A 13,474-nucleotide genomic window follows, 5' to 3' on the forward strand; every position below is an offset into this window, starting at 1 on the left:
GCAGCACGTCCGCCGAGGGCAGGCGCAGGGGACCGCGCTTCGCTTGCCGCAATCGACTCTGCATCGCTGCGCTGCGTGCTACCGTCGCAGCCTGTGCCTGCGGGCGATGGGGCGTTGGACCTGGTGAAGCGTGCTGCAGTACAGCATCGAAATAGTTCGCCAGCCCAGCCGTGCGACGCGTTGCCGCACTTAATATGTTCCCTGCCGCACATACCTTACCGAGGGAGAAAGCGAATATGAGCCAGAGTGAACCTCTGTCGCTGCACGTCCCGGAGCCTACCGGCCGCCCGGGTTGCAAGACCGATTTTTCGTATCTACAAATGAGCCCTGCCGGCTCGGTGCCGCGACCCGGCGTCGACGTCGGCTACCAGGACACGGCCCCGATCGCCGCCAGCCTGATCCGCGTCCTCGACGAGGACGACAATGCCGTCGGCCCATGGGACCCGGCGCTGGACCGCGAGACGCTGCGCTTCGGCCTGCGCACGATGATGAAGACGCGCATCTTCGATGCGCGCATGGTCATCGCCCAGCGCCAGAAGAAACTGTCGTTCTACATGACCTCGCTCGGCGAGGAAGCCATCGGCACCGCGCATGCGCTGGCGCTGAAGGATGGCGACATGTGCTTCCCGACCTACCGCCAGCAGAGCCTGCTGATGGCGCGCGAGTACCCGCTGGTCGACATGGTGTGCCAGCTGCTCTCCAACGAGCGCGATCCGATGAAGGGCCGCCAGCTGCCGGTCATGTACTCGGTCAAGGCGAAAGGCTTCTTCACCATTTCCGGCAACCTGGCGACCCAGATCCCGCAGGCGGTCGGCTGGGCCATGGCGTCGGCGATCAAGGGCGACACCAGGATCGCCTCGGGCTGGATCGGCGACGGCGCCACCGCCGAGAGCGACTTCCACACCGGCCTCACCTTCGCCCACGTGTACAAGGCGCCGGTGATCCTGAACGTGGTCAACAACCAGTGGGCGATCTCGACCTTCCAGGCGATCGCCGGCGGCGAGTCCGTCACCTTCGCCGCCCGCGGCGTCGGCGCCGGCATCGCCTCGCTGCGCGTCGACGGCAACGACTTCCTGGCCGTGTACGCGGCCTCCTGCTGGGCCGCCGAGCGCGCCCGCCGCAACCTGGGTCCGACGCTGATCGAATGGGTGACCTACCGCGCCGGCCCGCACTCGACCTCCGACGATCCGTCGCGCTACCGTCCGGCCGACGAATGGACCTACTTCCCGCTGGGCGACCCGATCGGCCGCCTGCGGCGCCACCTGACGAAAAAGGGCTGGTGGTCGGATGCCGAGCACGAGGCCCTGCAGGCCGAACTGGAAGCCGAAGTCGTGGCCGCGCAAAAGGAAGCCGAACGCCACGGCACGCTGATCGACGGCCGCGTGCCGAGTGCGGCATCGATGTTCGAGGACGTCTATGAAGAGATGCCCGAACACCTGCGCCGCCAACGCCAACAACTGGGGGTTTGAGTGAAACGCGACATCGATAAAGACGCGGTTGCCGAGGATGCAGCCGCGCAGGAGACCAAGACCGTGCCCATGACGATGATCCAGGCGCTGCGCTCGGCCATGGACGTCATGATGGAACGCGACGACAACGTGGTCGTCTACGGCCAGGACGTCGGCTATTTCGGCGGCGTGTTCCGCGTCACCGATGGCCTGCAGGCCAAGTACGGCAAGCAGCGCGCCTTCGACGCCCCGATTTCCGAGGGCGGCATCGTCGGCACCGCGGTCGGCATGGCCGCCTACGGGCTGCGCCCGGTGATCGAGATCCAGTTCGCCGACTATTTCTATCCGGCGACCGACCAGATCGTGTCCGAAGCGGCGCGCCTGCGCTACCGCTCGGCCGGCGACTTCACGTCGCCGCTGACGATCCGCATGCCCTGCGGCGGCGGCATCTACGGCGGCCAGACCCACAGCCAGAGCCCCGAAGCCTTTTTCACCCACGTGTGCGGCCTGCGCACAGTGATGCCGTCGAACCCGTACGATGCGAAAGGCTTGCTGATCGCCTCGATCGAGAACAACGACCCGGTGATCTTCCTGGAACCGAAGCGCCTGTACAACGGTCCCTTCGACGGCCACCACGACCGCCCGGTCGTGTCCTGGTCCAAGCACGAGATGGGCAAGGTGCCCGAAGGTTACTACACGGTCCCGCTGGACAAGGCGGCCGTGTTCCGTCCCGGGGCCGACCTGACCGTGCTCACCTACGGCACCATGGTCTGGGTGTCGGAAGCGGCGGCCAACGAAACCGGCATCGACGCCGAGATCATCGACCTGCGCACCCTGTGGCCGCTCGACCTCGACACCATCGTCGAATCGGTGAAAAAGACCGGCCGCTGCGTGATCGTCCACGAAGCGACGCGCACTAGCGGCTTCGGCGCCGAACTGGCGGCGCTGGTGCAGGAACACTGCTTCTACCAGCTGGAAGCGCCGATCGAGCGCGTCACCGGCTGGGACACGCCCTACCCGCACGCCCAGGAATGGGCCTACTTCCCGGGACCGGACCGCGTGGGCGCGGCATTCAAACGTGCGATGGAGGCGTAAGCGATGGGCATTCATGTGATCAAGATGCCCGACCTGGGCGAAGGCATCGCGGAAGTGGAAGTGGTGGCCTGGCGCGTGCAGCCGGGCGACGCCGTCACGGAAGACCAGGTGCTGGCCGACGTCATGACCGACAAGGCGACCGTCGAGATTCCGTCGCCGGTGCACGGCACCGTCACGGCGTTGGGCGGCAAGGTCGGCGAATCGCTGGCGGTGGGCGCGGAGCTGATCCGGCTCGAGATCGAAGGGGCCGGCAATATGGCCGCCGCGGCGCAGCATGCGCATCAGGCCACCGCGCAGGCTGCACAGCACGCTGCGGCCGCCGAGCCGGCGTCGCAGGCGGACCTGGCGCCGAACCGGGTCGGTCCGGACATGGGCACCAAGGCCGCCGCGCAGCCGGCGGCCGCCACCCCGGCACCGGCGGCCGTGGCGCGTGAGCCGGCCGCTACCCGCAGCACGGGTGCACCACGCAGCGCGCAGCCGCAGCGCCCGGCCTTCCGTGCCGAGGGCGACAAGCCGATGGCCGCGCCGGCAGTGCGCAAGCGCGCCTGGGACCTGGGCATCGAGCTGCAGTACGTGGCCGGCAGCGGCCCCGCCGGGCGCATCACGCATGCCGACCTGGATGCGCACGTGGCCGGCCGCGGCCGCGCATCGCGCGCCGGCGGCCATGCCGACGAGCGCTACGCCGAGCTGTCCGGCGAAGAAGCGGTGCCGGTCATCGGCCTGCGCCGCAAGATTGCCGAGAAGATGCAGCAGGCCAAGCGCCAGATCCCGCACTTCACCTATGTCGAGGAAGTCGACGTCACCGAACTGGAAGCGCTGCGCAACCAGCTCAACGCCCGCTACGGGGCCGAGCGCGGCAAGCTGACGCTGCTGCCGCTGCTGATGCGCGCGGTGGTCCTGGCCGTGCGCCAGTTCCCGGAAGTGAATGCGCGTTACGACGATGTCGCCAATGTGGTCACGCGCTACCAGCCGGTCCACCTCGGCATCGCGACCCAGACCGAGGCCGGCCTGATGGTGCCGGTGGTGCGCAACGCCGAGGCGCGCGACCCGTGGGCCAGCGCGGCCGAGATCATGCGCCTGGCGGAAGCCGCGCGCACCGGCAAGGCGGCGCGCGACGAGCTGTCCGGCTCGACCATCACCATCACCAGCCTGGGGCCGCTGGGCGGCATCGTCCACACCCCGGTGATCAACCATCCGGAAGTGGCGATCGTCGGCGTCAACAAGATCGTCGAGCGGCCGGTGGTGCGTAACGGCGGCATGGTGGCACGCAAGATGATGAACCTGTCGTCCTCGTTCGACCACCGCGTGATCGACGGCATGGTGGCGGCCGAATTCATCGGGGCGATCCGCGGCTACCTCGAGTGCCCGGCGACCCTGTTCGTGGAATGAGGTGACGCGCATGAACATGGAAAACACGACCCTGCTGGTCATCGGCGGCGGCCCCGGCGGCTACGTGGCCGCGATCCGCGCCGGCCAGCTCGGCATCCCGACCGTGCTGGTCGAAGCCGAGGAGCTGGGCGGCACCTGCCTGAACATCGGCTGCATCCCGTCCAAGGCGCTGATCCACGCGGCCGATGCCTTCCATCAGGCCGCCAGCTATAGCGGCGAGTCCGCGCTCGGCATCCGCGCCGGCGCGCCCAGCATCGACGTTTCGAAAACCGTCGGCTGGAAGGACGGCATCGTCAAGCGCCTGACCGGCGGCGTCGGCACCTTACTGAAAAAGAACAAGGTGAAGGTAGTGCGCGGCTGGGCCACCATCCTGGACGGCAAGACGGTCGAGGTGCGCCAGGCCGCGCAGGGTGAAAATGCGGGCGAACCCTTGCGCATCCGCTGCGAGCACCTGCTGCTGGCCACCGGTTCGCAGCCGGTCGAGCTGCCCTTCCTGCCCTTCGGCGGCGCGGTGGTGTCCAGCACCGAGGCGCTGTCGCCCGCCAGCGTGCCCGAGCACCTGGTGGTGGTCGGTGCCGGCTACATCGGGCTGGAACTGGGCACCGCCTACCGCAAGCTGGGGGCGCGCGTCAGCGTGGTCGAAGCGGCCGGGCGCGTCCTGCCGGCCTACGACGACGAGCTGGTGAAGCCGGTGGCGGCGGCCCTCAAGCGCCTCGGCATCGAGCTGCACCTGGAGTCGAGCGTGCTCGGTCCGGCCGCGGACGGCCAGGGGGTACGCATGAAGAATGCCGGCGGCGAGGAAGTCACGCTGGCCGCCGACCGGGTGCTGGTGGCCGTCGGCCGGCGCCCGCGGACCGAAGGATTTGGCCTCGAGAGCCTGCTGCTCGACATGAACGGGCGAGCCGTCCGCATCGACAACCAGTGCCGCACCTCGATGCGCAACGTGTGGGCGATCGGCGACCTGGCCGGGGAGCCGATGCTGGCGCACCGTGCGATGGCGCAGGGCGAGATGGTGGCCGAGATCATCGCGGGCAAGCGCCGCCATTTCATGCCGGCGGCGATGCCGGCGGTGTGCTTCACCGATCCCGAAGTGGTGGTGGTCGGCCTGAGTCCGCAGGAGGCGGCGCGCCAGGGCCTCGACTGCCTCAGCGCCAGCTTCCCGTTCGCCGCCAATGGCCGCGCGATGACGCTGGAGGCGACCGACGGCTTCGTGCGCGTGGTGGCGCGCAAGGACAACCACGTGATCGTCGGCTGGCAGGCAGTGGGCGCTGCAGTATCGGAACTGAGTGCGGCGTTTGCGCAGTCGATCGAGATGGGGGCGCAGCTGGAGGACGTCGGCGGCACGATCCACGCGCATCCGACGCTGGGCGAGGCCGTGCAGGAAGCGGCGTTGCGTGCGCTCGGCCACGCGCTGCATATATAAAAGCAGGGTGGGCACGGCGTGCCCACCCTGCTTCCTTCGGCTAGCCGCCGCTTATTTCTGTTTCTGGTCGTTCAAGGCATCGCCTTCCGGACGCGCATCGCCGGCCGATTGGCGGCTGCCTGCATTCCCGGTGCTGAGGCTGCCGATGCCGGCCATGCCGGTCTGGATCTCGCCGGCTTCCTCGCGGATGAAACCGCTATCCTGGTCCGAGCCGTCGCTCAGCAGGTCGTCGGTACGCACGTCGGCCTGGGCATTCCCGCTGCCCGCCAGCTGGTTGTTGCCGGCCTCGGCCATGCGGCCGACGTCGCCCGTGCCGCCGGCGCCCATGGTGCCGACCGAGGTGCTGCCCTGCTTGGTGACGTTGTCGTAGTTGCGGCCTTTGGCGTCCTTGCCTTCGCTTTGCATCGACATGATGATCTCCTTTGCATGAATTTTCTTGCCATTCATGATAGACCGCCTGGCAAGAATGGCAATCGGCACGCGCCTGGCCGCCTTGTAGGAGTGGTCGGGCGCGGATGTGCTATAAAACGCATGCCTAGACTGCCAAGAACACAACAATGACCGCACCCGACATCCTCGTCCTGTACGCACACCCTGCCCCGCAACGCTCCCCGGTCAACCGCCGCCTGGCCGACGCCGCGCGCGCCATCCCCGGCGTCGCCGTCCAGGACCTGTACGAGCTGTATCCCGATTTCGACATCGACCCCGACCATGAACGCAGCCTGCTGGCGGCGGCCCACCTGGTGGTGTTCATGCACCCGATCCGCTGGTACGGCATGCCCTCGATGCTGAAGGAATGGATGGACGTGGTGCTGCGGCCCGGCTGGGCCTACGGCCAGGGCGACTGCGCCCTGCGCGGCAAGGGCTGCTGGCTGGTGACCACCACCGGCAGCGGGGCCGACGCCTTCCAGGCCGGCGCGCTGCACGGCCATCCGTTCGACGCCTTCCTGCTGCCGATCCGCCAGGCCGCGGCGCTGTGCGGCATGGACTGGCTGGCGCCGCTGGTACTGCACGGCGCCGCCGACGCATCCGAGGCCGTGCTCGAGGCCCACGTGCATGAATTCACGCGCCGCCTGGCCGGCTACGCGAGCCAGGCCGCCATGAAGGAGGTCCGCCATGGAGCATAGCCTGCTGCTGAACGCCTGCGTCTACCTGGCCGCGGCCGTGATCGCCGTACCGCTGTCGAAGCGCCTCGGCATGGGGGCGGTACTCGGCTACCTGGTGGCCGGCATCCTGATCGGCCCGTTCGGCTTCAAGCTGATCGCCGAAGCCGAGGATGCGCTGCACTTCGCCGAATTCGGCGTGGTGCTGCTGCTGTTCCTGATCGGCCTCGAGCTGGAACCAAGCCGCCTGTGGGCGCTGCGGCGGCCGATCTTCGGCTGGGGCGGCGCCCAGGTCGGGCTGGTCGCCGCGGTGCTGTTCGGCGCCGCCCTGCTGGCCGGGGTGAGCTGGAAGATCGCGCTGATCGCCGGTCTCGGGCTGTCGCTGTCCTCGACCGCGATTGCGCTGGCCTCGCTCGACGAACGCAACCTGATGCCAACGCCGGCCGGCCAGGCCAGCTTTTCGATCCTGCTGTTCCAGGACATCGCCGCGATCCCGATGATTGCCATCGTGCCGCTGCTGGGCATCCCGGAAAGCGCCGGGGGCGGCGGCAACGCCTGGATCGCGGTGGTCAAGGTGATCGTTGTGCTGGCCGGCCTGGTGATCGGCGGCCGCTTCCTGGTGCGGCCGCTGCTGCGCTTCATCGCCAAGACCGACGCCCGCGAGATCTTCACCGCCTTCGCCCTGCTGCTGGTGATCGCCATTTCGCTGCTGATGCAATCGGTCGGCGTGTCGATGGCGCTGGGCGCCTTCATGGCCGGCGTGCTGCTGGCCGACTCCGAATACCGCCACGCGCTCGAGACCGACCTCGAACCGTTCAAAGGACTGCTGCTCGGGCTGTTCTTCATCGCGGTCGGCATGTCGGTCGACTTTTCCGTGTTCCTGGCGCGCCCGGCCATCGTGCTGGGCCTGGTCGCGGGTTTCCTGGTCCTGAAGATCGGCGTGCTGTATGGCCTGAGCCGGGCGTTCGACATGGCACGCGGCCAGCACCTGCAGTTCGCGCTGATCCTGTCGCAGGGCGGCGAATTCGCCTTCGTGGTGTTCGGCGCTGCCGCCACCGCGCGCGTGTTTTCAAGCGAGGTGGCGTCGACGCTGGTGGTCGTGGTCGCGCTGTCGATGGTGGTCACGCCGCTGATGCTGATGGCCTACGACCGCGTGTCGGCGCGGCGCCAGGGCGCCAAGCGCGACGACCAGGCCGACGAGATCGAACCCAACGAGGACCACGTGATCATCGCCGGCTTCGGCCGCTTCGGCCAGATCGTCGGCCGCTTCCTGAACGTCAGCGGCGTCAAGCTGACGGTGCTCGACCACGACCCGGACCAGGTCGACGTGCTGCGCCGCTTCGGCTTCAAGGTGTTCTACGGCGACGCCACCCGCGCCGACCTGATACGCGGTGCCGGCGCCGCCAAGGCGCGCGCGCTGGTGGTGGCGATCGACGACATCGAGGACAGCCTGGCGCTGGTCGAGGCGGTACGGCGCGACTACCCCGACCTGCCGATCTTCGCGCGCGCCCGCAACGTCACCCATTATTACCAGCTGATGGACCGCGGCGTGCAGATGATCGAGCGCGAGACCTTCGAGGCCGCCGTCAAGCTGGGCCGCAGCGTGCTGACCGCCGGCCTGGGCCAGAGCGCCTACCGCACGCGCCAGACCGCCGACAAGTTCAGGAAGTACAACCTGCAGAACGTGCTGGCCGTCTACCCGTACTACAAGGACCGCGATACCTACGTGTCGATGGCCAAGCGCGGGCGCGACGAGCTGGAGACCATGATTGCGCGCGACCGCAAGGCGGTGGAAGACGAGACGGGGCATGACTGGGACTGAGTTCGCCAGTCACCGTCGTTCCCGCTTGCGCGGGGACGACGCTCATGGCATTCGGCTGCTTGCGCTCACCCGCCGGCCGGCCCCGCCTGCTCGGTCCACGTCGGTCCCTTCGTCACCGGCTTGCCATCGACCCAGTCCAGCCGGTCGATGCACATGCGCCGCGCCGTCTGCGCCAGGTCCCAGGCGTGGTACACGATCCAGGCCTCGCTGCCGCTAGGGGACAGCGTGAACGAATTGTGCCCCGGCCCCAGCAGCTGGCCGTCGCGCGGGGTGCGCATCAGGAGTGCCTGTTCGCCGCCCTCGGGCCGCGTGTACGGGCCCAGCGGATGGTCGGCCACCACATAGCTGACGCCGTAGTTGTCCTTCTCCCAGGCGCCGCCGCTGTAGAAGCAGTAGTAGCGGCCGCCGTGGACCTGCACCGCCGCCCCTTCGACCGTGTGCCAGTCATACACGCCGCCGTACATGCTGCGTCCCTTGCGGAACACGTGCCAGTCATGGTGCGGGCGCACCACCACGCGCGGCTCGCCGGCCAGCGTGGTCATGTCGAGCAGGCGGTCGACCACGATGCCGGTGCCGGCGCGGTGGTCGCCCTCGATCTCGAGAAAGTCGACGCAGTAGAACAGGTACCACTGGCCATCATGGTCGCGGAACGGGTGGGCGTCGATCGAGAACGGCTGGTCCGGCACCAGCAGCTTGCCGGCGTCGACGAAGGGGCCGGCGGGATGGTCGGCCAGCGCCACCCGCAGCTTCTGGTCGGTGCCTTCGGCCGCGCCGGCGCCGGACGAGTAATACATATGGAAGCGGCCGTCATGGAAGGCCACTTCCGGTGCCCAGATATGGATGTCGTCGGGCATATCACCCGAGCCGCCGCCGGGCGGCACCAGCGCATGGCCGAGCGCTTCCCAGTGCACCAGGTCGGTCGAGCGCAGCACCGGCACCTGGCGGCCATCAAGCCCGCCCGGCCCGGTGCCGTAGGCGTAGTACACGCCCTCGTGGCGCAGGACGAAGGGATCGGCGAACACGTCCGGGTAGACCGGATTCACATAAGTACTCATGGTTCAGCTTTTAAAGCGAGAAACGCAGGCCAAGGCCGTAAGTGGTCGGATTGTAGCGGATGTCGCGCGGGCGGATCGGATCGTTCAGGTAGCTTTCGTACTTCTCCTTGGTGATGTTGATGGCGTCGAACTGGATCGAGATGTTCTTGTTGATCGCGTAGGACAGGCTCAGGTCGACGAAGGTCGCGCCCTTGACGATGCGGTCCTGGCCGAAGCGCGGCTCGGCGATCTGGTCGACGTAGTCGCCGCGGTGGGTGGCGCTGAGGCGGCCGGTGAGTCCCATGCCCTCGTACAGCAGCGCGGCGTTGTAGTTCTGCTTGGCGACGTTGGTCAGGGCCGTGGTGCGGTATTGGCCATCAGAGCCCAGGGTCTGGTTGTCGCCGTCGATCCAGGTGTAGTTGGCCTGGACGCCGAAGCCGCTCCAGAAACCGGGCAGGAAGTCGAAGAACTTCTGTACGCCGAGTTCGGCGCCGCGCAGCGTGCCCTTGCCCGAGTTCTGCGGACGCGTCACGCGGTAGGTCTGGCCGTTGATCACCTCGGCCGACTCCAGGTTCTGCAGGTAGCCGTCGATGTCACGATGGAACAGCGCGGCCTGGACGAAGCCGTTCTTCGGGAAGTAGTACTCGAGCGTGGCGTCGCTGTTGGTCGACTTGGTCGGACGCAGGCCCGGATTGCCGGCGCTGCCGGTCGCAGGCGAGTTGACGGTGCCCGGGATCAGGTTGAGCGCCGGATTCAGGTCGGCGAAATTCGGCCGCGTGATGGTCTTGCCGACCGAGACGTGCGACTGCAGGTTTTCGCGCCAGCCGATCACGGCGGCCGCGCTCGGGAGGAAGTTGTTTTCGCGCGTGGTCTCGTTGAGCGGGGCGATGAGGTTGCCGGTACGGACGTTGCCGCGCAAATCGCGCGTGACGTGGATGTAGCGTCCGCCCACGGTGCCGCTCAGGTCGATGCCGGCCAGCTCGGTCTTCCAGCGCGCCGCCAGGTACAGGGTGGTGCTGCCTTCGCGCTGGTCGAAGGCGCGGATCGGATCGTCCGGCACGCGGCCGGGGTCGACGCCGTAGGCCGTCCGCACCGCGTCGGCCTGGTCGATCAGGAAATCGCGCGATGGCGTCAGCCACGGGCCGCCGAGGCGGTCCAGGCCCGGCACCAGCGATTCGAAGCCGGGACCGAACACGCTCGACGGCGTCGGCCGCACGGCGCCGGGATAGTCGGTGGCGCGCTCGGCGCTGTGATAGCTGACGCGCCGCTGCGACAGGCGCAGGCCGGCGTCGATGCCGCTGAACAGGCCGTCGCCGAGGCGGTACGAGGCGTCGTTGCGCCACTGGACCTGCTCGCCCTTGGACACGCCCCAGTTCTGCACCATCCCGCGCAGTACGAACTGGCTCTGGTCGCGCAGGGCGGCGTTGCTGTACGGGGTGTAAACCGCGTTGTAGCCGCCGTGGCCATCGCCGCCGCCGGCATAGATGCTGGCGCTGGCGCCGGGGACCTGCTGGTCGACGATGACGGTGTCGTTGATATAGGTCGACTTGGTCAGGGCGACGGCCGAAATCAGCTTGACGGGCCCTTCGCGGTATTGCAGGTTGAGCTCGCCGAAATGCTGGACCGTGTGCTCCTTCGCGCCCCACGAGCTGGTCGCGATGTAGGGTGTGCCGTCGTAGGGGCCGGCGGCGCCGGTGGCGGAGACCAGTGCCGACTGGATCGGGCACACCGCGCCTTGCGCGATGGTGCTGCAGTAGCTGCCGGCCGGCGCCAGCACCACGTTGCTGAGGCTGGTCGGATTGGTGGCCAGGATGTAATCGACCTCGCTGCGCTGGCGGTAGCCGGTGCCGAGGTACTGGGCGGTCAGCTCGAGGGTCGGGTTGACCTTCCACTGGAATGCGCCATGGATGCTGCCGCGGTCGCGGTCGCCCGCGTTGTAGATGCCGCCGACGTTCGGGAACTCGCCGAGGCGCTGCCCGGCGGCCAGCGGGGTGGTGCGGCTCTCGTCGAGGCGGTTGGCGGTGCCGTCCGGGTTGACCACGAACAGCGCATCGGGCCGGTCGACCCATTGCACCGGATAGCCCCAGTGCTCGCGGTTGAAGGCGACGTCGAGCAGCGCGCCCATCTCGCCCATGCCAGTATTCCAGCGGTTGCTGACCGAGAAGCCGCCGCCCGGGTTGTTCTTGTCCTTGGTGGCGCTGGAGCCGTCCACTTTCTGGCGCCGCTCCTCGAGGTAGCCGGTGGCATTGAAGCCCTTGAGGTCGAAGGGCGCGCGCAGGCGCACGTTGATGCTGCCGGCGATACCGCCTTCGATCTGGCTCGGGGTGACCGACTTGTACACGTCCAGCCCGCCGATGGATTGCACCGGCAAGTCCTGGTAGGACAGGCGGCGGCCGGTGCCGGTGAAGATCTCGTTGCCGTCGAGGGTCGTCGCGACGTCCGGCAAGCCGCGGATGATCACCTGGCTGGTTTCGCCGCGGTCGCGTCCTACCTGCACGCCGGCGATGCGCTGCAGGGCGTCGCCGGCGGCGCGGTCGGGGAACTTGCCGATGTCCTGGGCATTGACCGAATCGACCACCTGCACGGAATCGCGCTTGATCGCTTCCGCGCTGCGGATGCTGCTGCGCAGGCCGCTGATCTGGACTTGCTGGATCTGCTGCCCCGCCCCGGTCTGGGCAGGCTGGGTCGGCGCGGCCGGGCCGGGGTTGCCGGCGGGTGCGCCCGCGGCGGCGGCCTGGCCGGCGTTCTGGGTATCGGTCTGGGTGCCGGGCGGGTCCTGCACGGCGGTCTGGGCAAAGGCGGCGTGGGCGGCGTGGGCGGCCAGGATCAGGACGGCGGCGCACACGGGTTTGAGCCGCAGGCTCGTTGCATAAGAAGTCATCTCGGTCTCCGGATTGTTGTTTTATCTATCCAGAAACTAAAGCAATCTCGTCCGCGGCGGCGCCCGCTTGCACCGGATTGACGCGTCCGCGCCACAGTGGCGCTCGCTTCCGGTGCGCGCCTTGACAGCGCGCGCGGCAAACCTTATTGGAGGCCCGCATGCACCGCCTCGCGCGTGCGGCTGGGCGCGAAGGCCAGGCCGGCGTCGTCGAACAGGTAGGCGTGGCCGGCGTCGAAGCGCAGCCCGACCCGCGACCCCACAGCGGGCACGGCGCTGCCGGCATTCACCTTGGCGGCCAGCGTGCCGTCGACGCCCGCCACCTGCAGGTGCACCAGCACGACGTCGCCCAGGTATTCGACCAGCACCACGACGGCAGGAATGCCGCTCTCCGCCGCGGGCGCCAGGCGCAGGTGCTCGGGGCGGATGCCCAGCGTCAGCGCGGCGCCGGCCCGCACTCGCCCGACGTCGGCCGCCACCTCGGCGATGCTGCCGTCCGCCAGGCGCACCGCCGCGGTGGCGCCCTCCTCGCCGGCCAGCGTGGCCGGGATGAAGTTCATGCGCGGCGAGCCGAGGAAGCCGGCCACGAAGCGGTTGGCCGGGCGCTCGTACAGCTCGAGCGGGGTACCGGCCTGCTCGATGTGGCCGCCGTTGAAGACGACGATCTTCTGGCCCAGCGTCATCGCCTCGACCTGGTCGTGGGTCACGTAGATCATGGTGCTGCCGAGCTCACGGTGCAGGTGGGCCAGCTCGACCCGGGTCTGGGCGCGCAGGGCGGCGTCCAGGTTCGACAGCGGCTCGTCGAACAGGAACACCTCGGGCTTGCGCACGATGGCGCGTCCGATCGCCACGCGCTGGCGCTGGCCGCCGGACAGCGCCTTCGGCTTGCGCTCCAGCAGGTGCTCGATCTGCAGGATGGCGGCGGCGCGCCGCACCCGCTCCGCGATCTCGGCCTTCGGCACCTTGGCCAGCTTGAGGGCGAAGCCCATGTTCTCGGCCACCGTCATGTGCGGGTACAGCGCATAGCTCTGGAACACCATCGCGATGCCGCGCCTGGCCGGATCGACGTCGTTGCACGGCTTGCCGCCGAGTTCCAGCGTGCCGGCGCTGATGTCTTCGAGACCCGCGATCATGCGCAGCAGGGTCGACTTGCCGCAGCCGGACGGGCCGACGAAGACCACGAACTGGCCGTCTTCCACGTCGAGGTCGATGCCCTTGATGACCAGGTTGTCGCCGTAGCGTTTTTGAATTCCACGTAATCTTACCGATGCCATTTCTTGTC

Annotated in this window: 10 protein-coding genes; 6 read left to right on the top strand and 4 right to left on the bottom strand. The window is 68.6% G+C overall.

All coding sequences use genetic code 11. The annotated features are described in order from the left end of the window. Window positions 1-236 precede the first annotated feature (236 nt). The 4 genes from FBX97_RS08090 (at window position 237) to lpdA (ending at window position 5,355) form a co-directional block, all read left to right on the top strand. Window positions 237-1,469, top strand: a complete 1,233-nt coding sequence (locus tag FBX97_RS08090; protein ID WP_141830167.1) for a 3-methyl-2-oxobutanoate dehydrogenase (2-methylpropanoyl-transferring) subunit alpha — start codon at window positions 237-239, stop codon at window positions 1,467-1,469. 69 nt (window positions 1,470-1,538) lie between these two features. After that, window positions 1,539-2,543 carry an alpha-ketoacid dehydrogenase subunit beta gene (locus FBX97_RS08095; protein ID WP_141831030.1) on the top strand — a complete coding sequence of 335 codons (1,005 nt, stop codon included), beginning with the start codon at window positions 1,539-1,541 and terminating at the stop codon, window positions 2,541-2,543. Between the two features lie 3 nt (window positions 2,544-2,546). Next, entirely contained in the window at window positions 2,547-3,932 is a 1,386-nt protein-coding gene (locus FBX97_RS08100; RefSeq protein WP_141830168.1) for a dihydrolipoamide acetyltransferase family protein, read from the top strand. 10 nt (window positions 3,933-3,942) lie between these two features. After that, window positions 3,943-5,355: a dihydrolipoyl dehydrogenase gene (gene lpdA, locus FBX97_RS08105; protein ID WP_141830170.1), complete on the top strand. Its 1,413-nt coding sequence runs from the start codon at window positions 3,943-3,945 to the stop codon at window positions 5,353-5,355. 51 nt (window positions 5,356-5,406) lie between these two features. Here the strand turns inward: lpdA and FBX97_RS08110 are convergent, their stop codons facing one another. Continuing rightward, a complete protein-coding gene (locus FBX97_RS08110) occupies window positions 5,407-5,766 on the bottom strand; it encodes a hypothetical protein (protein WP_141830171.1) in 360 nt (119 codons plus the stop codon). A 146-nt stretch (window positions 5,767-5,912) separates the two neighbouring features. Here FBX97_RS08110 and FBX97_RS08115 point away from each other — a divergent pair, with 146 nt between their 5' ends. Beyond that, window positions 5,913-6,482, top strand: coding sequence for an NAD(P)H-dependent oxidoreductase (locus FBX97_RS08115; protein WP_141830173.1), 570 nt, complete (start codon window positions 5,913-5,915; stop codon window positions 6,480-6,482). Then, entirely contained in the window at window positions 6,472-8,280 is a 1,809-nt protein-coding gene (gene kefC, locus FBX97_RS08120; protein ID WP_141830174.1) for a glutathione-regulated potassium-efflux system protein KefC, read from the top strand. The genes FBX97_RS08115 and kefC overlap by 11 nt, the downstream gene beginning before the upstream one ends. A gap of 65 nt (window positions 8,281-8,345) precedes the next feature. Here the strand turns inward: kefC and FBX97_RS08125 are convergent, their stop codons facing one another. From FBX97_RS08125 to FBX97_RS08135, 3 genes are all read right to left on the bottom strand, one after another. Next, entirely contained in the window at window positions 8,346-9,335 is a 990-nt protein-coding gene (locus FBX97_RS08125; RefSeq protein ID WP_141830175.1) for a glycoside hydrolase family 43 protein, read from the bottom strand. Window positions 9,336-9,345: 10 nt separating this feature from the next. Continuing rightward, entirely contained in the window at window positions 9,346-12,195 is a 2,850-nt protein-coding gene (locus FBX97_RS08130; RefSeq protein WP_141830177.1) for a TonB-dependent receptor, read from the bottom strand. A gap of 143 nt (window positions 12,196-12,338) precedes the next feature. After that, entirely contained in the window at window positions 12,339-13,466 is a 1,128-nt protein-coding gene (locus FBX97_RS08135; protein ID WP_141830179.1) for an ABC transporter ATP-binding protein, read from the bottom strand. Between the last annotated feature and the right edge of the window lie 8 nt (window positions 13,467-13,474).

The organism is Herbaspirillum sp. SJZ107 (genome assembly GCF_006715485.1).
Classification (GTDB): Bacteria; Pseudomonadota; Gammaproteobacteria; order Burkholderiales; family Burkholderiaceae_D; genus Telluria.

Bases quoted from the DNA above. Each gene is read 5' to 3' on its own strand.
- FBX97_RS08090 (WP_141830167.1), top strand. From the start codon at position 237: ATGAGCCAGAGTGAACCTCTGTCGCTGCACGTCCCGGAGCCTACCGGC.
- FBX97_RS08095 (WP_141831030.1), top strand. From the start codon at position 1,539: ATGACGATGATCCAGGCGCTGCGCTCGGCCATGGACGTCATGATGGAA.
- FBX97_RS08100 (WP_141830168.1), top strand. From the start codon at position 2,547: ATGGGCATTCATGTGATCAAGATGCCCGACCTGGGCGAAGGCATCGCG.
- lpdA (WP_141830170.1), top strand. From the start codon at position 3,943: ATGAACATGGAAAACACGACCCTGCTGGTCATCGGCGGCGGCCCCGGC.
- FBX97_RS08110 (WP_141830171.1), bottom strand. From the start codon at position 5,766: ATGTCGATGCAAAGCGAAGGCAAGGACGCCAAAGGCCGCAACTACGAC.
- FBX97_RS08115 (WP_141830173.1), top strand. From the start codon at position 5,913: ATGACCGCACCCGACATCCTCGTCCTGTACGCACACCCTGCCCCGCAA.
- kefC (WP_141830174.1), top strand. From the start codon at position 6,472: ATGGAGCATAGCCTGCTGCTGAACGCCTGCGTCTACCTGGCCGCGGCC.
- FBX97_RS08125 (WP_141830175.1), bottom strand. From the start codon at position 9,335: ATGAGTACTTATGTGAATCCGGTCTACCCGGACGTGTTCGCCGATCCC.
- FBX97_RS08130 (WP_141830177.1), bottom strand. From the start codon at position 12,195: ATGACTTCTTATGCAACGAGCCTGCGGCTCAAACCCGTGTGCGCCGCC.
- FBX97_RS08135 (WP_141830179.1), bottom strand. From the start codon at position 13,466: ATGGCATCGGTAAGATTACGTGGAATTCAAAAACGCTACGGCGACAAC.